The sequence below is a fragment of the Aurantimonas sp. HBX-1 genome (genome assembly GCF_021391535.1).
Taxonomy (GTDB): domain Bacteria; phylum Pseudomonadota; class Alphaproteobacteria; order Rhizobiales; family Rhizobiaceae; genus Aurantimonas.
In genome coordinates this window covers 1,466,738-1,484,632 of the sequence record NZ_CP090066.1, presented here as the reverse complement: position 1 = coordinate 1,484,632, position 17,895 = coordinate 1,466,738, and the positions used below count along the sequence as shown (strand labels likewise).

Sequence of the window (17,895 nt, the reverse complement as noted above, 5' to 3'; positions counted from 1 at the left end):
CCTCCGGCTGCGTACCAGCAGTGAAATCGGCCGATCAGTGATCCATACATGACGCAGGGGCCGGCAGGCTTATTTCTTAAAAAATCGTTAACGACCTAAGGATCACTCGGCCCCGCTGGTAAAAGGAAAAGCGGCAGTAATTGCCGGCTACTTAGCCTCCTTCTCGCCATGCCCAGGGATCCGAGGCGCATTGTTGCCGCATCCTTTTTGCGCTTGCTTACGGAAGGGTCGGCTACGGTGGCACGACGGCGATGGGAGGCTCAGCGGCGGCGGCTCATCTCGTGGCGGAGCTCCTGGACCTCTTCCTTGTGGTCAAAGACAGCTCGGGTGTGCACCTCGATCGCCTCGACCAGCTGCCGGGTGGCTGCCGCAGAGGCGGTGGTGGCGATTGCCTGCCCGGTGACCTCAGTCGTGAGGCTCTTGATCGCCTGGCTGTCGAAGAAGTCCGTCGCGACTTCCAGCCCCGCGCGCTGCTGCGCCGGCGCGTCCTTTCCCCTCTTGAACCCGAGGCCGGCAACGAGGCCGACGATCAGGATGACGACAGCGTTGGCGAGCTTCTCGATTTCGATGCCTGCAAGCCATTCCCACATCCCTCAAGGCCTCGCTGCATTCTTTCCGACATCCGACCACGAGCGGTAGACGTTCATGATTTCGAGAAGCACCATCGTCGACCAGCCGATGACGCCGGAGGGCGCCCCGCCGCCGGCGAGGAATGCCATGAGGAAGCCGAGGCTGACCTGCGACCAGATGGCGACGCCCACGACCGATGCGAGAGCCCGGATGTGCGGCGAGAAGGCGAAGCCCTTGAAGGTGCCGTTGATGGTGAGCGCCGCGAGCCGGAGCATGCCGCAGGCCAATGATCACCCACGCCCGGGTCTGCTCCGTCGCCCAGCGCGCCAGGTATTCGTAGGAAGGCGACACCGCGAACATATCGGGCATGGACTGGATCTAAGCCCACATGCCGATCGCCGGCCAGAGCATGACCCATTCCGAGACCCGGATCGGGAAGTGGTCGGCGACGCCGCGGTAGATGCGCAGCACGATCATGGCGCCACCATCAGCGCCCGCAAGGCGATGATCGCCAAGCCTGCGACGAGGCACCACAAGGTCCAGCGGAACGGGCTCAAGACGTTTCGTCCATGAAGCGGCGGTCCGTCGCCCGGTACGCCCCAATCCATGCGGTGACGCCGCCGAATACCGAGGCGAAGATGCCGGTTAGGACGATGATCGCCTGAGGATCGGCCGCCCACTCGGCCGGGAACCACGACGTCAGCGACCAGAGGTAGACGATGCCGGCTCCGATACCGCCGGAGCCGATTGCGGCGCCTCCAGCGCCCTTGTTGGCCTTGTTCGTTGCATCGACAGGAACGAATGATCGGCTCGCTGCGGTTCAAATGGCGCGGCTGGTCGGAACGAACCCCAACCTGCGGTCTTCGCCTTCTTGTTGATGGCCGTATGGGAGACACCATACCAGCGCGCGATGTCCCGAACGCTCATGACACCAGCCCGGTAGTCCTGCTCGACGCAGGCCCAATCGATCGGCTTGTTCTCTTTTGCCATTGGGGTTTCCACTCAGGTTTCCGGCTGGCAACTCACCGACAGGATAAAATCTCTACGTGCGGGGGACGCGGGTTGTAGGCGGCTTGCCATCGTGGACTTTTGACCCGCCCCCGGCCCGCTGTTGGCCTAGAATGCGCGCTGAGCGCGTTGACTGCCTTGGCTGGTGCGATCTCGCCCTACGCCCTGCCGTGCGCTCTCTTGGCCCGCTCCTTGGCGCCTTTGCGCTCATGGCAGCCGTGACAGCGCAGGAGGATGTTCTTCTCGTCCAGGTCGGCACCACCGTCGCGGCGTTCGACTATGTGGTCGCCGTAGATGCGACAGCCTGTTGCTCCGCACTCCTCACGACGTCTGCCGCGCTTGGCGATGACGCGGGCGATGAAGGACCGCCATGTTGGGGAGAGATAGAAGGGTTCGGCCTGCTTGGGTGGTAGCTTGATGCGGGGCTTCAGCATCTCGACCATGGGCTTGATGTTGGTGAGCCTGCCCATCCGTGGCCCTTCTCAGCATTCGAGGAGGTGTATTCTGCCGCCATGGCCTGCATGGATATGGAGGAGGCTGACGCCATGATCGACCCGCTCAATACGTTAGATCGCAAACGGCGGGCCGAGCACCACGGATCGTGATGCACATTCTATCTATCAGACCAACGTCCATCGACATCTTATGCGGTGCAGGTCCACAAAGTTCATTTACGGTGGAGGTAGCTATGCGTCGCGTCGTCCTTTGCAGCTTCCTTGTCAGTATGACTGCTGGCAGTTCCTTGGCGCAGGAGTCGAAAGCTCCCGATGTCGATCCGATCGAGGCGCGCCAAGCGATCATGTCGAATAACGGTGCCGCCGCCAAACTCGGCGGCCAGATGGTGAAAGGCGAAACTCCTTTCGACCCGGCCGCCGCCGGAGTCGCTCTAAGAACAATGCAGTCAGGGTCGCTCGGCTTTGGGTACTATTTCCCAGAAGGCTCGGACACTGGCGGTGACACCGAGGCGGCCCCTGCCATCTGGGAAAAGCCGGAGGAATTCCGCTCAGCTCTCGCCAAGTTCCAGAATGATGCGGCGGCGGCGATCGAAGCGAAGCCGGAGGACTTAGAGGCATTCAAGCAGGCGTTCAGTGCAGTCACGGCTAACTGCAAGAGTTGCCACGATGAATTTCGGCTAGAGAAAAATTAGCCATTCACTCTGAACCGCGGGCTTTACGAAGAGCTCCCTTTGACTCGCCTAGTCCGGCGTCGTGCAGCCTGCCGTAGAACGTTCGTCGCCCGCCTTACGCTCTCCATCTGCCGGTGGCGCCCATGTTCTTTACCCAGCCCAGCGATTAGCTCTAAGAGCAAAAACGCTCTCAGAGAAATCGTATTTTGCCGCTTCGTCCGGACGACAGCACTTTGTCGAGACCAACAATCAGAAGATCATCGCCGTCGTCCAGATTATCACCCACCTGAAGCAGGCGGGGGCCGAACGCACCGAGGTCTTCTTCGTCGGCGGGAACAGCGTGGCCTGCCCCCTGAAAAGTGGTCCTCCCTGAGGTAGGCTTTTAAGCCTTTGGAGGATGTCAGGAATGCCGAGGAAGAAGCACCAGCCTGAAGAGATTGTCGCGAAGCTGAGGCAGGTCGACGTATTGTTGTCGCAGGGGCGTCCGGTGGCGGAAGCGATCCGCACGATTTCCGTAACGCCGTTCACCTACTACCGCTGGCGCAAGGAGTTCGGCGGGCTGAAGAGCAACCAGGTGAAGCGGCTGAAGGACCTGGAGAAGGAGAACGAGCGGTTGCGCAAGGCCGTGTCGGACCTGACGCTGGAGAAGCTGATCCTCAGGGAGGCCGCCTCGGGAAACTGGTGAGCCCCGCCCGCCGTCGCTGCTGCATCGACCACACCATTGCGAAGTTTGGCGTGTCGGAGCGGCTGGCGTGCCGGGTTCTGGGGCAGCATCGATCTACCCAACGCAAGGCGCCGAAGGGACGAGCTGACGATGCCGCACTGACCGCTGCCATTGTCGCGCTCGCGACCCGGTATGGTCGTTACGGCTACCGCCGCATCGCGGCCATGCTGGAGAGCGCCGGCTGGGTGGTAAATGCCAAGCGCGTCGAGCGCATTTGGCGCCGGGAAGGTTTGAAGGTGCCGGCGCGGCAATCGAAGAAGGGCCGCCTTTGGCTGAACGACGGCTCCTGCCTTCGGCTTCGACCAGAACACCCCAACCACGTCTGGTCCTACGACTTCGTCGAGGATCGCACCCACAACGGCCGGAAGTTCCGCATGCTGAACGTGATCGACGAGTTCACCCGGGAATGCATCGCGATCAGGATCGATCGGAAGCTCAAATCCACCGACGTCATCGACGTCCTGTCCGATCTCTTCATTCTAAGGGGCGTGCCTGGACATGTTCGTTCGGACAACGGCCCGGAGTTCGTCGCCAAGGCGGTGCGGGAGTGGATCACGGCGGTTGGCGCGAAGACGGCGTTCATCGAGCCGGGCAGCCCGTGGGAGAACGGCTATTGCGAAAGCTTCAACTCCAAGCTCCGCGACGAGCTCTTGAACGGTGAGCTGTTCTACAGCCTGGCGGAGGCACGGATCGTCATCGAATGTTGGCGTCAGCACTACAACACTCGGCGCCCGCACTCTGCCCTCGGATACCGCCCGCCAGCACCAGCCGCTGTGGTGTGGCCGGCTGCGCCAACCCAACCGGCTTCGCCGGCCACCTCAACCGTGGCCGTCAAGCCCACAATGCATTAGATTCAAACCGGATCACCTAACGGGGGCAGGCCAAGCGTGGTCATCCAAGGCGCGATCAGCGATGTTTAAAGCGCCTATGGCCGGAGCCTGGCGCGCGGATCTGAACGTCGAATAAACGCCCCATTCGCGGGCGGTTCACCCTCAGCCGCCAATACGTCCTGCCGTGGCTGCAGCGTCCCGTCCCTTTCGCTGCAGCCGTAAAGGTCGGGTCGTCCCCAAGGCGATCCGACCTTATTTTTTTGACCACGAAGGCCCTTGAGTCTGTTTTTGCATTTCCATCGGAGCGGGCATTGACGTCAGAGCAGGAACTCTGGGCGGCCGTGAACTCGATGTTGGATTCGCTCGATCCCGTAGTGCAGGCCTATGGCGGGCTGGATCCATACGCGATCATCGATCTGCTATCCGAAGAGCTGGATGTTCCGCACGAGACGATCGAGGCGATGCTCCGGGATGAGGCAAGCAGGAGAAATCCGCTTGCTTCCCGTGCAACGGCCTACCGAGCACTGACGCAACATGATGCCCTGCACCACCTAGCGTCCGACTTTGCAGCTGCATTGGCTTGCCGGCGCTACCGAGAACGCTCTCTCGCCGGATCATCGCCGCGGGTATTCGTCTTTTCATCCATCGGCTTTTCGATGGCGTGACTGAGAGCGCCCCTGTCCTCTTTGGACGGGAGCTTCTTGCCCATGTCCAGATCCGGCGACTCTGGATCTTCGAAGACGCTGTTTTCTTTTGAAGCGTCGCTCTTGGTAATCGACATCGACATCTCTCCTCTGGATCTGAGAGGAAGGCCGCAGGAGCCCGGACGTTCCGGACACGAAAAAGGCCCGCCGCAGCGAGCCCGAAATGACGAAGGCGGCAGCCCTGATCGGACTTCCGCCTGTTCGTCTATCTGCACTTAAGTGGTTCCCGATGTCAAGCAGCCTTGCGATGCGCGGCGGCCGTCCCCTTCGAGGCCAGATTCCAGACCTCGGCCAGGCGATCCAGGGCGTGGCGCAAGGCCACTGCCGCTGAAGGCCGCCGCACCTTCGTAATTACCGCAATCTCGCGAAGCGACTGACCCTGTCCGCAAACCGACCGCACAAGCCAATATTCGGCCGGCCCGGTTTCTCGAGCCGCCAGAGCCAGGTCGCGGCCAGCTTGCATACGGCTCTCGCTCATCACGTCGGCCCGCCCACCGCCGCCATCGACGCGCTCCTTGATGTCGCCTGGTGATGGCGCGCCGGCCATGACCCGCTCGTTCAGCATGCGAAAGCCTCGGCGGCGGCAGTCTGCGATGGCGTGGTCGTCGCCCGCGACTTCAACGGGACGAGCGGGCTCTCATCCGCATTGCGAAGCACATGGACCTTTCGAGGGTTCGTTCGATCGTTCGCGTGGGCCGTTGTCCGGTACGCTTTGTCTACTTCGGCCATTTCGACATTGAGGCGAGGTGACCGCGCTGACCGCTTCATCATCCGTGCCGCATATCGCGCACCGCTCGCCGTCTGCGTTCCGACCTTCGCCGTCACGTCCCGCACTTCCGCCCGCGCCCCTCATTCCGTTCCCCTCGTCAGCAGCGCCGGGAGTGGCGGGTGGTCCTCGGCCCTCGATACCTTGCCGTGATCCGCGAACAAGGCAGGCAGCAGGTAGTCCGTCCGCTCAACTCAGAGAGAGGGATACCCCAGCGCGATAGCGTTGCAGCAGCAGCCAAGATACGAATCCGACCCAAGCCACCAACATCAGCCCAAGAAGCCGCTCATAAGCGCCGTCCCAGGCGGTCGGCACGTAGAGAAACACCGGAGCGAGGACTAGCCATGCCGCTCCCAAGGCGAGGCTGAAAACGCCCCACCGGAAATTGATCCGCGTCAACCCGGATGCCGCGGTAAGCAGCACGAGAAGGAATACTCCGGCCAAAAGATAGGTTGCATAGGTGTGAATGTCCGCGCCCTGGTTCGTCGTTCCGGCATAGCCGTTAAAAAACGCAATGACGACGACGTCGATGCCCAGCAGCATCAGAAGGACCCCGGCGGCCAGCCAGTTCTGAGGTGCCCCAGCCGCCAGCGGAAGAAGCCAATCCCGCAAGCCACAAGCGCGGCAGCAAAGCCGTAGAGCCCCACATCCTGGATCCACGCATATCGACCGACCGCAAGGGCACTGATCGTCTCGCTGATGGGATTGTGCGCCTCGACGACGATGATGCCGGCAAGATTAGCGATCACCACGGCGACAGCCCGACCATGCCGACGATTCCGCAAGTCCTGAGCATGTCGTCGGGACTCGTCGCCTTCGCCGGTCCGTCTTCTGCCGTCTCATGGCCATATCCTATTCCAAGTTTTCTGTTTTCCGGCGAAGGACCGCCGCAAGGGCAACGGCAGACCGGAGCAGCCATTAGTTTCCTGGCGAATCGACCGGCTCTTTCTCGCGATCCCTGCGACACAGGCGAAAGGATGGCGCAGACCACCGCCATTCGCTGACTTGCAGGACAGGAGGGCAGCGGACCAGCCAGCAGCTGTTAGCTTTTCAGCGGATGACGCTGACGAACAAGGCAACACAATCCGCTGAAGACCGTCATGAGCTCGAATGCAAACAGGGGCCCCGTTGCCGGAGCCCCTGCTTGTAGACGTCGAATTAGGTATTAGCCGTCAATCTGCTTCTGGACCGCCTGGGCGAGTGCTTCGGAAGACGACGTTGCATCGCACGTGGCCTCGCCGGCTTTCTTCTGCTCCGCCAGAACATTGGCATTTACGCCGCAAACGGTCGCTGCGACGCCCACCGGAACCTGAACTTGCGTGACGTCCACCAGATCGGCGACCTCGACGTTCAGGTCGTTTGCGATCTCCTGAAGCACGACGTCGCCCAGAGAAACGGTCACGAGGCCTTCGGAGGTGCTGTTGTTACCGCCGCCGCCGGCGTTGCCGGAATTTCCCTGAGCGAAGGCAGAGCCTGCCAGAGCGAGGACGAGAACGGCTGCGGATGTTGTGGTCTTGAACATGGTATGTTGTCCTAATGGTCTTCGTCCCTGTCGAGGACCACAATCGTTCAACACCGGATCAGTTCCGGCAGCATACCACCCGCGATGCCGCCGACACCTGAGGCAGCGGACAGATCGCCAAGATCGCGGCATTCGTCCTCCGGCGTCGGCGACATTGAGAGCGAGGGAACCTGTCAGCGGATCGTTGGCGGTTCACCGTGCGCCTGCGCCGGCACCGTCAGCTGTGCTCCGTTGGCGGCTTCCTCGTTCTTCTGGCGCTTGCGCCGCGCCAGGATGTTCAGGAACTCGACCAGCGCCGAGAAGGCCATCGCCGCGTAGATGTAGCCCTTCGGCACATGGAAGCCGAAGCCGTCGGCGATAAGCGTCGTGCCGATCATCAGCAGGAACCCGAGCGCCAGCATCACGATGGTCGGGTTCGCCTCGATGAAGCGTGCCAGCGGATCGGCCGCCAGCAGCATCACCAGCACCGCGGCAACCACCGCGATGACCATGATGCCGATCTCGTCGGTCATGCCGACGGCTGTGATGATGGAGTCCACCGAGAACACCAAGTCGAGCAGCAGGATCTGGACGATGGCCGCGCCGAAGGTGATCGAGACGGCGTTTCCGACCATCGTTTCCTTGTGGTCGACCGGATCGACGGAGTGGTGGATCTCCCGGGTCGCCTTCCAGACGAGGAACAGGCCGCCGGCGATCAGGATGATGTCGCGCCAGGAGAAACCGTGGCCGAACGCCTCGAACAGCGGTTCGGTCAGCTGCACGATGAAGGCGACGGTCGACAGGAGGCCGAGCCGCAGGATCAGGGCGAGGCCGATGCCGACACGGCGGGCCTTCTGGCGCTGCGCCTCGGGGAGCTTGTTCGACAGGATCGAGATGAAGATGAGATTGTCGATGCCGAGGACGATCTCCATGACCACCAGTGTCGCCAGGGCGACATAGGCGGTGGGATCAGCAAGGAAGTCGAACATATCGGCCACGGCAGGCTCCGGTCACTCGAGAGAAAGCCCTCGTGCGACGCCGTCGCTGGGGCCAGGGCTGGGCCTAAATGGTGCCAGGGACGGCTCAGAACCAGCCAGCTCATCAAAAAAAGGGATGCCAAAGTCCGCAGATCGCTCGACCGGCATCCCCGCTGCACCAAACACACAGCTCCCGGCGAGAACCGACGCGCCGGCAGAGAGAGGATGTGGGGTGGGGCTAGTTGCAGTCCGTAGCTCCGGACGCGGACCCAGCAGCTCCGTAGGCCGCCGGTCTGTGCAAGAACAACGGATGGAAAGGCACTCTGCAGGCTCGAAGACACAAGACCGCCAGGAAGATTGGTGATCCACAATTTGCACGGCCATGATCCGTCGTGGTTATTTGTTTCGCGCCCGCCAACGCGCGACGAGACCTCACTGAGGCTTTCCTGCGAGCCGGCGACGCATAGCTGACTAGACGGCTATCCAAGGTTTTCTTGATCGCGAGCTCCCTTAGGGCTGAGCTTGGTCTTGCAACTCCGGCGTAGGGGAGCGAGCGGTGATGACCGGCAATCCTGATCTGCGCGAAATGGGCCTTACCCCCTCGCGCATCCTCCTTATGCAGCGCATGAACGAAGGTCCCGAAGAGGACTGTGTCGGGCTCGAGATCAACGAGATGACAGGGCGGGAACTGCGGGCGGCGGATTATCTGACAGGGGCTAAATTCGCTGAGGTCGTCCCGGGCTGGCGCATGTCATTCTGGTATCGGCTCACGGCTCGCGGCCGCCAGATGCTGCGGACGCTTGCAGCACTTGGGTTCTAAGCTACGCGCAGATCTTTCAGGCTCCGCTCACTCTGCGGGATCGTGCGTATAGGTTCGGATGTAGGATTGAAGGCGTTAACCTGGATCTGCGAATGGTGCAGGCGTGACCTCGCTCTCACGCTGTCACGCGCGGTCGAGCTGTGGGGCCGCGACCAGCAGTTTATTCGGTGGAACGTGCCGGTCTGCTGCGTTCGTTGCGGCAGTCGAAACGTCAGTGCGCGAGTGGGCGCAAATTCTCACAACGCACCAAATGCCGGCGAGCGGTTCCTACACACATGATCCGTCGTCTGCTCTCTCGCCTGATTCGACGTCGACCCGAGATCCGGCGGGAGGCAACTGTTCTGCTCACCATGCACGAAAGTCCACAGCACGCCTGGCTTGCGGCGCGTGATCGGCGGGAAGCGGCGCAGAAGGATGCGCGGTGGTCGGAGGATCGGGAAATTCAGCGGCTCAGCCGCTACTGGAACAGCGTCATGCGCGAGATTGAGCGGCAGTCCGGCTACTCGCACCAACCGGATACCGCGACGCGGTATCTGGAGCGCTAGTGCAGTTGCAGCTCCCCAAATGGAAGGCCGGTTATCGCGCTACAGGCAGGACTTCAGGCGGGTGACAGCGCCTTCGCGAGGATAGCTCGCACTCGCAGTAACCTGGAAAGCCGACGCGCCTCTGCAGCTTCCCAGCCGAGTCCCCAGCGGTCGCAGTCGCAGGCATGCTGCCAGAGGGACGCAGCGTTGATCTCCAGTTCGAAGACCGTAGCTTCGCCATCGAATTCGGCTGGTCGGAACGGGTCATGGAGATGCGTGTCGAGCATGCTTCCAGCCTATAGGAGCGTGAGGCTCACTGCGACCCCGTTCCGGCAGAAAACAGGGGATAACCGCTGCAGTGCGGCTTCGCTGCACCAGCAGGTGCGTAGCTGCCTAAGAGCGCCCGTTAACTCTTCCTTAAGATTTCAACAACTTGCCGTCCGCGTTCAGGTATAGATCGCCGATCGACCTACGCAGGTTATCTTAAACGGGAGCTTTTTGATGTCGGACGCGCTTCATGCGGCAACAGATCCAGAGATGGCTGATTACCTCAGCAACGAATTGAATCAAGTTTTCACGAACGGGATCAAGCGCGAGGTCAAGGCAGTGTCTGTATCTGGTCCGTCTTCACCCATTGAGCACACCAATACTTCGTCGAAATCAGAGGACGAGGCTGCACGTCTGCCGCGCCGGATCAATGGTGGCTTCCAGGGACTCAGCGACGACCTAGACCAGCATTCCCGCAGCTGGCGCAACGCCGCCCGCCTGCTGGATCAGCTCCGCCCTCAAATGGAAGCGGCGGAAGCGGAGCGCGACCGGCTGCAAGCAGCCCTCGCCAAGATCGTCCCCGAGGTCGACGAAAGCCAGAAAAACCTCTCGTCGATGATTGAGAGGGCAAAGGCCGGGGACATCTCGGGAGATCTCGGGGCCAGATTCGGGCGATCCCTGACGAAGCTGGACGAACTCGAGAAAACTGCTGAAGCGCTGACTGCAAATCATCTGGCCCTGCGGTCGGTTTGGGAGCAGTACGCGCGGACCGTCCTGCAGGCACAGCGGTTGCGCGAGACTTATCGCAGCAATTGACCCCGCCAATCATGAAGGCAGAGTCCGGCCCGATCTGAGACGGTCCCCTTTTGCCATTATCGTTCAGCGGTGTTGATCAGTCCGGAGACGGCCACGGCCAGCACTATTCAGGCCTGCCGTCTTGCGCCCCGCTGTCCTACCGGTGAGCTCCGATGCCGAAGCATCGGACCTCCTTGGTGCGTTCGATATTTGCGCAACATCAAACGGAGCGACCACGCGGCGATCCTGCGCCTTTTCCAGAAAGCAGTCTATGCATTGAAATCGCCACCGGTGCTGCTGTTCGGATTCCCCCTTTCTCCGCGGACCACGATGCGCAGCACGTTATCCGGCAGTGGCCGCTGCAGCGCGCTCGTCTCTGCCCAATCCGCCCGCATCCACACGTCGATCTCTTCCGGCTCCGTCAGGATCACCGGCATCGCCTTCGGGTGGATCGGCGCGACCACGGCGTTCGGCTCGCAGGTCAGGAAGCCGTAGAGGTCGGCGTTGACCTCCCCTTCCCTCACCTTCCGCACGCTCGTCCAGTTCGTCCAAATCCCGGCGAAGACCATCGAGGGCCGGCTCTCGTCGCGCGCGAACCGGGATCGGCACCTTCTTGCCATCGATCGTGTCGTATTCGCAGAATGAGGTCAGCGGCACGACGTAGCGGTTGGCCGGCCCGAGCCAGCGGCGCCAGTGCGGGCTGTTGGTGAGACGGATGTTAGTCACGCCGGGGTTGGTCTTCTTGCCCTCGAGCGCGAACTTCGGCGACGGCATGCCCCAGCGCGCCATCGTCAGCTCGCGCACGCCGTCCTCGCCATTGCGGACGATCGGCGCCGCCAAGCTGGCACAGACCGGCGACGGACTGATCGCGATCGCGGCAACCTTCGTCTCCTACGGCCTCACCGAGATGATCCAGTGCTACGGGTTCCTCGCCGTGTTCGTCACGGCGTTGACGCTCCGTCATGCCCAGCGCGACCACGACTTTCACCGCGAGATGCACGACGTCACCGAGCAGATCGAACGGCTGGCGATGATGATGCTGCTCGTCCTGTTCGGCGGCGCGCTTGTCACCGGCCTCCTGGCTCCGCTCACCTGGGTCGACGCCCTCGCCGCCGTCGCATCCTGCTCGTCGTCCGACCGGTGACCGGCCTTGTCGGACTGCTCGGGCTGCGCGCCTCCTGGAGCGAGAGGCTCACCCTCGCCTTCTTCGGCATCCGGGGTGTCGGCTCGTTCTACTATCTGGCCTACGGACTCAACCACATGGAGGTCGAGGGAGCCGAGCGCCTGTGGGCAATCGTCGGCCTCGTCGTCCTGATGTCGGTCCTGCTGCACGGGCTGACGGTCACACCAATCATGCGGATGCTCGATCGGCTGAGGGGGCGAGATCCGGATGCCGATGACGCAATTCCCCCGCCCGGCTTTCAAGGCCCCGCCGCCTGAACCACAGGTCGCCCTTGAGTGGAAGTCATCCGGCGTGATCGCCGCGGTGCCGGCGCAGGGCACGCCCCGGCTGCGATCCTGACCATTGTGGCCAGGGTGACCGAGGCCAGGGTCGCGCAGGCCAAGGGCGGGCACGCGACGGCGTCGAGCATACTTGCGGAATGACCGCGACGCCTGTTTGGTGCCGCCTTTATTGGACGGGGCAAGGCAGAGGAGGAGTTCCGAGCGGCCCTCCAACGCCCGACAATCGCTGGGTGGCGACGAGATTACTGCGGGCGTCCGTGATGCGGGGCGATGTTGGGCCTCCAAGGAGTCGCACATCCTGATGCAGAAGAGCTGGTTCCGCGCCGCGCCGCCCGACCCCGGCAGTTGTGAAGAGGGTCGGATACGAAAAAAGCTCGCGCCGCCCGGGAGGGCGACGCGAGCTTCGGTCTCACGACTAGAGTCTGGAAGAGTTATCGGACCACGTAGACGACCTGGCGGTTGCTTGGGTCGACGAGGACCGGCTGACCATTCACGTAGACGTAGCTGTATTCGTAGTCCGGAATGGTCTGAAGTTCGACCGCTTCTGGAAGCTGCGCGCCTACCACGGCCTCACCGTCGAGATAGACCGTTTCGACCGGGTTCGACCGGACATACTCGATGCGCTCTTCCGGCGGGTTGAGCGCCGCGCCGGCCACGAGGCCGGCCGCGCCGCCGACGGCAGCGCCGATCGGCCCGCCGACGATGGCACCGATGACCGCACCCGTCGCCGCGCCGCTGACTTCACCGGCGCCGCCGCTGTCCTCGTAGGTGACGACCGGATACTCAGTACGGCGTTCGGTGACGACGACGGTCTGGCCGCCCACGTCGGCCGTCAGGTACTGGCTGTAGGCCCAGCCCGACTTGCCGTCGACGGTAACGCGGCACCAGACACCGCTATCGGTGCAGCCTTCCAGCGTCGCCGCTTCGCCGTTAGCGATGACGCCGACGATGTCGTAGTTCGGGCCGGGGCCGGAACGGACGTTGAGGTCGGTCGTCGCCGAGACGCCCGTCTGGGTGGCGGTGGTGGTGGTGACGCTCGTCTGCCCGGCGGCGGGCTCGCTGGTCTGCGCCGCGGCAGGAAGGGCGGTCGCCGTGAGCAGGGTAGCCGCGCTGGCCGCAAGAATCGTGCGCAGTGTCATTTCATGTCTCCCAAAACTGGCATGCGCTTCTCCGAGTCGGAAGCGCTGTCCGAGCCGCTAACAGGGGGCATGACCGTCCGGTTCCGGTCGCCGCAAGGGCCGCCGCAGCGGATCGTCCGGCGTTCATCCGAGGTTCATCAACATGACCATCAATTACGGTCTAACCTGTTGTAACAATTAACGAAGGGACAGGAGCGGATAAAAATCTGTCCGACTTCGGCCACGGAATGACCTTGGTGCCGGACGGTCGTTGGTCGCGCTCGCCCAGAGCCAGCGACTGCAAGTACCAGCTATCGACCGGCAGCGATTTGACGCTGCATTTCACTTCGTTCGCGCCCGAGCGCTGGATTGCAGAACTCGCCGGCGATCCAACGACAAGCCGACGCCATGACGTCGTAGCCGCTTTTTCCTGAAGACGATGCGGCCTGTCCTCCTGCCTCAGGTAATCGAGGGCGTTCCCTCTATTCACGGCGAGTGAGTGCGCCATCTCCTGGCCCGATACGTTGGAAACGCCGATGCAGGATGCAGGAAATGGACCGCCGGTGACTGGCATTCCCGAAAGCGTCGATTCCGAAACGGTCGAAGTATCCAAAGCCGAACCCGATATACGCGGCGAGGCGAGCCAAACCCGAACTGCGTTTGTCGTGCTCGCGAAGGCGCTAGCCGCCGACACCGCCCGCCTCGGCCGTTGGCTGACTGCTATGCTCCTGCCCGTTATCGCTCGGCTGCGTGAGGGCCTTTCGCGTCTGCCGTCGTTCACCGCTGTGAAAGACCACCCGCGCTGGGCGGGCTTCCTCGGGTCAGCGGCACGGGGACCCGGGTACGCGCGCTCGTTGCTGCGAGGGCGCTCGACGAAGTCACCGCACGGCAAGCCGAGCATTCGCCGCGTGCTCTCGGGCCTGGCGATCGCCTTCGTCGGGGTGTTCCTTCTAGTCATTGCCAGCGCGGTCTGGGCGCTCCACGACGTTCCGCTGGCCTCGGTGATCAGTGGTACGACCGAGCCCACCGTCGTCCTGGAGGCTTCTGATGGCCAGGCGATGGTGCAGAAGGGCCCCTATCAGGGTAGCTACGCCGAATTGGCCGAGTTCCCGGAACACTTGGTCCACGCGGTTCTCAGCATCGAGGATCGCCGCTTTTACAGCCATTTCGGGGTCGATCTGCGGGGGATAGGCAGGGCGTTCGTTCGCAATGTCTTCGCCGGAGAGGTTGTCGAGGGCGGCAGCACGATCACGCAGCAGCTCATCAAGGTCCTCTATCTGGAACGCGACCGCACCCTGAAGCGGAAAATTCAGGAGGTTTTCCTCGCCTTCTGGATCGAGAACAGGCTGGGAAAGGATCAGGTCCTTACCCGCTATCTCAACAACGTCTATCTCGGCGCGGGCGCGACCGGCATGCCAGCGGCGGCGCTGGTCTATTTCGGGAAATCCGTCGGCGAACTGACGCTGGCAGAGAGCGCCATGCTGGCCGGACTGATCCGGGCCCCTTCCCAGCTCAACCCACTCGAGAATCTGGATGAAGCCAAGGAACGCGCCGCAGTCGTTCTCGCGGCGATGGAGGATGCCGGATACCTGGACGAAGCGGCGACCACCATCGCGCAGACGGCTTCCGCGGAACTAAGCCCCACGCGTCCTGACATGAGCGCCGGCACGTGGTTCGCGGACTGGGTAATGGCGGAAGCGCGGGAAATTGCCGGGCCATTCCGCGGCACCATCCGGGTGAAGACGACCCTCGACCCGCATCTGCAATCGCTCGCCGAGCGGGCAGTCACGGACGCTCTCGACACCGTGGGTAGAGCACAAGGTGTATCCCAGGCAGCGCTCGTTGCGCTGCGTCCCGACGGTGCGGTGGTGGCAATGGTCGGCGGGCGGAACTACGAGGCGTCCGAGTTCAACCGGGCGGTGACGGCAAAGCGGCAACCGGGTTCCATCTTCAAACTCTTCGTCTATTACGCGGCCCTTCGCCAGGGACTTTCGCCGAACGACCGGATCGAGGACGCGCCGATCGAAATCGATGGGTGGGCGCCGGAAAATTTCGGCGGCAAGTTCCACGGCCGGGTGACCCTGGCCGAAGCCTTCGCCCGTTCGCTCAACGCCGCCACCGTGCGCCTGGCCATGGAGGTCGGCATCGACGAGGTCATTGCGGCGGCGAAAGACCTCGGCGTCGATGCCCCGCTCGCAGCGCTGCCGAGCCTTGCTCTCGGCGCGTCCGAAGTCAGCCTCCTGGACCTGACAGGTGCCTACGCGTCGGTCCGGGCGGGTCGCACACCCATAGAACCTTGGGGCATCCGTACCTTTGCGGCGGACGAGCAGAGCCAGAGCTTTCGTGTCGGACCATCGATACTACCCCAGCGCGATCTCGCCGAGCATCACGAAAGTCTGGTTTCGCTGCTCCAGCTCGTCGTGGAACGCGGTACCGGACGGGAAGCCGCGTTGGACGGGTTTGCGGCTGGCAAGACCGGAACCAGCCAGGACTCGCGCGATGCGTGGTTCGTCGGCTTCAACGAGGCGCTGACAGTGGGAGTGTGGGTTGGCAACGACGACGGCACGCCCATGAACGACGTTACCGGGGGGCAGATTCCGGCTTCCATCTGGAAGACCTTCATGAACGCCGTCGCAGTTGCGCCCTCGCCGGCGGGACCAGTGTCGTCGACCATGGAGCCGCAAGCGGTCCCATCGACACCACCTGATACACAGACGCCGCCGTCAAGCATTTTAGATCTGATGGCAGGAACGGGCATCCAAGATGCGGCGCAGGTCGGGCCCTCGTGCAACGTCCGCGCTTGCTCTCGGGCATATCGCTCGTTCCGGTCATCGGACTGCACGTTCCAGCCCTATCGAGGCCCCCGCAAGCTCTGTGAGAGGTAAGCCCCCTCTAGGGGGACCAACGGAGCGGCGGCTGTCATGCGGAGGGCTCGACCCGCGCTGGTCACTGACAGTCAGCTCGGCCGTTGTGGCATCTCGCCCGGAGCCGTCATTCCACCGTCAGCGGACTGGGATCCGCGGGGTCCCACCGGATCGTCCAGAATTCCGAGATAGCCTGGTCATCCAGTTTCAAAACGCAACGGACCTCCGGAGAAGATCCGGGTTCCGCACGGACATCGAGGAATACCCGCCACCCTTCGAGGGGAAGATTGCGCAGAACGGTGGACGCCATAATTTCGGCGTTCGTCGCGCCGGCATCCACTCTTAGTTCCACATCAGGCGCGAGCTCCTTGAGAGGGCCACCCGAAAAGTCGATGACGAACTTGCGCAGGGTGGGATCCGGACTCGAGGCGATGCCCCCTACCCCGGTGTAAGTGCCTACCACGCGTGCAAGAACCGGTGCGACCGGCGGACGCGGGCCCCAGTGCAGGCGATACTGGAAGAAAAACTCCTCGTTTGGAACCGGAGCCACATCCGGCGTCCAATAGGCGACGATATTGTCCTGCGTCTCGTCCGGCGTCGGCAACTCTACAAGGCGGACCTCTCCTGATCCCCAACCTCCCACCGGTTCGACCCAGAGGCCCGGTCGCAGATCGTAGCGCGCCTCGAGATCGAGATAGTGGTTGAAGTCGCGGTCGCGCTGAACGAGGCCAAAGCCCTGGATATTGTCGTCCGCGTAGGCGCTGATCTCGATCGCCTCCGGATTGCGAAGCGGCCGCCATAGCCAATCGTTCGCACCGGTGCGGATCGACAGGGCTTCCGAGTCATGGATCTGCGGCCGGAAATCGGAGAGACTCCCACGATCGGCTTCGCCCCGCATGAACATGCTGCTGATCGGAGCCAGTCCGATATTGTCGATCTTCCGACGTGCGAACAGCGACACTGAGATGTCCATGACGGTGGACTCCCCGGGCGCCAGCACGAAGCGATAGGCACCAGCCACGCTTTCGCTGTCGAGCAAGGCATGGAGGGTTACGCTGCTGTCCCCGGGGGTGGGCTTTTCGAGCCAGAACGACTCGAAATACGGGAACTCCTCCCCCGGCAGGCCGGAGCGGATGGCAAGGCCTCGAGCCGACAGGCCGTAACGCGAGCCCAGGCCAATCCCTCGGAAGTAGCTTGCACCGAGGAAGACCGCGAACTCGGAAATGTTCAGGCCGTTCATGGGGTAATGCAAACGGAGCCCGGCGAAGGCCGGGTCGGCAACCGCCCGTATCGCCTCCGCCTCATCGCCGAAGTCGAACATGTCCGGGAGGAAACGGATCGGCCGGGCGGCGCCTTCCGCAACCTCGAACAGCGCCACCTCATGTTTGAACAGGCCGCCGACATGGAAGAAGTCGGCCTGGAACGCCAGGTCGTTGCGATCTGACCAAAGGGCGCGGGACGGATTGAAGCGGATCGATCGATACTGGTCATAGGTGAGATCGCCAGCGACAACCGGCTTTGGCACGTATGGCTCCAAGGCCAGACGCCTTGCCCGCTCTCGTACCTGTCGAGCGATCCCGCTGTATCCGACCGTGCGCGCTCCCTCCTGCGCTGCGGCACTCTCGAACCCCGTAGATGCCGCGCAGAGGCCACCGAGAAAGACACGCCTTGAAAGCTTCGTTTCTGCCATCAGCCTTCTTTCAGATTAAGCGGTTAGGAGAACGTGGCACGAAGGCGAGGTTCTCCCGCGGTGTCCTCCGACACCGCATTGGCACTGCTCCAGGTGGACATTGAACCTTTCGAATGCACTTCCGCCGGCTGGCGCCATCAGACGGGC

Annotated in this window: 20 protein-coding genes and 1 pseudogene; 9 read left to right on the top strand and 12 right to left on the bottom strand. The window is 62.8% G+C overall.

The features are described from left to right. Positions 1-260 precede the first annotated feature (260 nt). From LXB15_RS07045 to LXB15_RS07030, 4 genes are all read right to left on the bottom strand, one after another. Complete coding sequence (locus LXB15_RS07045) at positions 261-590, bottom strand: hypothetical protein (protein ID WP_233951955.1); 330 nt, start codon at positions 588-590, stop codon at positions 261-263. A gap of 3 nt (positions 591-593) precedes the next feature. Continuing rightward, on the bottom strand, positions 594-845 hold the full coding sequence (locus LXB15_RS07040; RefSeq protein WP_233951954.1) for a hypothetical protein: 252 nt from the start codon (positions 843-845) through the stop codon (positions 594-596). Positions 846-1,269: 424 nt separating this feature from the next. After that, complete coding sequence (locus LXB15_RS07035; protein ID WP_233951953.1) at positions 1,270-1,560, bottom strand: hypothetical protein; 291 nt, start codon at positions 1,558-1,560, stop codon at positions 1,270-1,272. Between the two features lie 176 nt (positions 1,561-1,736). Next, a complete protein-coding gene (locus tag LXB15_RS07030) occupies positions 1,737-2,048 on the bottom strand; it encodes an HNH endonuclease (RefSeq protein WP_233951952.1) in 312 nt (103 codons plus the stop codon). A gap of 218 nt (positions 2,049-2,266) precedes the next feature. On the opposite strand from LXB15_RS07030, the gene LXB15_RS07025 reads away from it, so the two are divergent. The 3 genes from LXB15_RS07025 (at position 2,267) to LXB15_RS07015 (ending at position 4,923) form a co-directional block, all read left to right on the top strand. Beyond that, positions 2,267-2,725 (top strand): cytochrome c, encoded by a 459-nt coding sequence (locus tag LXB15_RS07025; protein WP_233951951.1) that lies wholly within the window; start codon positions 2,267-2,269, stop codon positions 2,723-2,725. 385 nt (positions 2,726-3,110) lie between these two features. Beyond that, positions 3,111-4,279, top strand: a protein-coding gene (locus LXB15_RS07020) for an IS3 family transposase (RefSeq protein ID WP_233948721.1) whose coding sequence is annotated in 2 segments (ribosomal slippage) — positions 3,111-3,375 and positions 3,375-4,279 — 1,170 coding nt in all. Because the reading frame shifts where the segments join, the coding sequence is not laid out codon by codon here. 290 nt (positions 4,280-4,569) lie between these two features. Further along, on the top strand, positions 4,570-4,923 hold the full coding sequence (locus LXB15_RS07015) for a hypothetical protein (protein WP_233951950.1): 354 nt from the start codon (positions 4,570-4,572) through the stop codon (positions 4,921-4,923). A 271-nt stretch (positions 4,924-5,194) separates the two neighbouring features. Here the strand turns inward: LXB15_RS07015 and LXB15_RS07010 are convergent, their stop codons facing one another. From LXB15_RS07010 to LXB15_RS06990, 5 genes are all read right to left on the bottom strand, one after another. Next, a complete protein-coding gene (locus LXB15_RS07010) occupies positions 5,195-5,527 on the bottom strand; it encodes a hypothetical protein (RefSeq protein WP_233951949.1) in 333 nt (110 codons plus the stop codon). Positions 5,528-5,917: 390 nt separating this feature from the next. After that, positions 5,918-6,271 (bottom strand): hypothetical protein, encoded by a 354-nt coding sequence (locus LXB15_RS07005; protein WP_233951948.1) that lies wholly within the window; start codon positions 6,269-6,271, stop codon positions 5,918-5,920. Beyond that, a complete protein-coding gene (locus LXB15_RS07000; RefSeq protein ID WP_233951946.1) occupies positions 6,271-6,480 on the bottom strand; it encodes a DUF998 domain-containing protein in 210 nt (69 codons plus the stop codon). Before LXB15_RS07000 ends, LXB15_RS07005 begins: the two co-directional genes overlap by 1 nt. A 413-nt stretch (positions 6,481-6,893) precedes the next feature. After that, positions 6,894-7,250, bottom strand: a complete 357-nt coding sequence (locus tag LXB15_RS06995; protein WP_233951944.1) for a hypothetical protein — start codon at positions 7,248-7,250, stop codon at positions 6,894-6,896. A gap of 173 nt (positions 7,251-7,423) precedes the next feature. Further along, the gene (locus LXB15_RS06990; RefSeq protein WP_233953079.1) at positions 7,424-8,218 is read right to left on the bottom strand and encodes a TerC family protein; all 795 of its coding nucleotides are present in this window, start codon (positions 8,216-8,218) and stop codon (positions 7,424-7,426) included. Positions 8,219-8,765: 547 nt separating this feature from the next. On the opposite strand from LXB15_RS06990, the gene LXB15_RS06985 reads away from it, so the two are divergent. From LXB15_RS06985 to LXB15_RS06975, 3 genes are all read left to right on the top strand, one after another. Further along, positions 8,766-9,026, top strand: a complete 261-nt coding sequence (locus tag LXB15_RS06985) for a hypothetical protein (RefSeq protein WP_233951942.1) — start codon at positions 8,766-8,768, stop codon at positions 9,024-9,026. A gap of 275 nt (positions 9,027-9,301) precedes the next feature. Further along, complete coding sequence (locus LXB15_RS06980) at positions 9,302-9,571, top strand: hypothetical protein (protein ID WP_233951941.1); 270 nt, start codon at positions 9,302-9,304, stop codon at positions 9,569-9,571. 480 nt (positions 9,572-10,051) lie between these two features. Further along, positions 10,052-10,633, top strand: a complete 582-nt coding sequence (locus LXB15_RS06975) for a hypothetical protein (protein ID WP_233951940.1) — start codon at positions 10,052-10,054, stop codon at positions 10,631-10,633. A 248-nt stretch (positions 10,634-10,881) separates the two neighbouring features. Here the strand turns inward: LXB15_RS06975 and LXB15_RS06970 are convergent. Beyond that, positions 10,882-11,449 (bottom strand): annotated as a pseudogene (locus tag LXB15_RS06970) (SOS response-associated peptidase family protein); the annotation flags it as partial. Between LXB15_RS06970 and LXB15_RS06965 the strand changes: the two are divergent. Together LXB15_RS06965 and LXB15_RS06960 are read left to right on the top strand one after the other, a co-directional pair. Further along, positions 11,385-11,756, top strand: a complete 372-nt coding sequence (locus LXB15_RS06965) for a hypothetical protein (RefSeq protein WP_233953308.1) — start codon at positions 11,385-11,387, stop codon at positions 11,754-11,756. The pseudogene LXB15_RS06970 and the gene LXB15_RS06965 sit on opposite strands and share 65 nt — an antisense overlap. After that, positions 11,753-12,052: a cation:proton antiporter gene (locus tag LXB15_RS06960; RefSeq protein WP_233951939.1), complete on the top strand. Its 300-nt coding sequence runs from the start codon at positions 11,753-11,755 to the stop codon at positions 12,050-12,052. Before LXB15_RS06965 ends, LXB15_RS06960 begins: the two co-directional genes overlap by 4 nt. 455 nt (positions 12,053-12,507) lie before the next feature. Here LXB15_RS06960 and LXB15_RS06955 read toward each other — a convergent pair whose 3' ends face one another. Then, complete coding sequence (locus LXB15_RS06955) at positions 12,508-13,215, bottom strand: DUF1236 domain-containing protein (protein WP_233951938.1); 708 nt, start codon at positions 13,213-13,215, stop codon at positions 12,508-12,510. A 515-nt stretch (positions 13,216-13,730) separates the two neighbouring features. Here LXB15_RS06955 and LXB15_RS06950 point away from each other — a divergent pair. Then, complete coding sequence (locus LXB15_RS06950) at positions 13,731-16,079, top strand: PBP1A family penicillin-binding protein (protein ID WP_233951937.1); 2,349 nt, start codon at positions 13,731-13,733, stop codon at positions 16,077-16,079. Positions 16,080-16,185: 106 nt separating this feature from the next. Here LXB15_RS06950 and LXB15_RS06945 read toward each other — a convergent pair whose 3' ends face one another. Further along, entirely contained in the window at positions 16,186-17,748 is a 1,563-nt protein-coding gene (locus LXB15_RS06945; RefSeq protein WP_255696760.1) for a glucan biosynthesis protein, read from the bottom strand. Between the last annotated feature and the right edge of the window lie 147 nt (positions 17,749-17,895).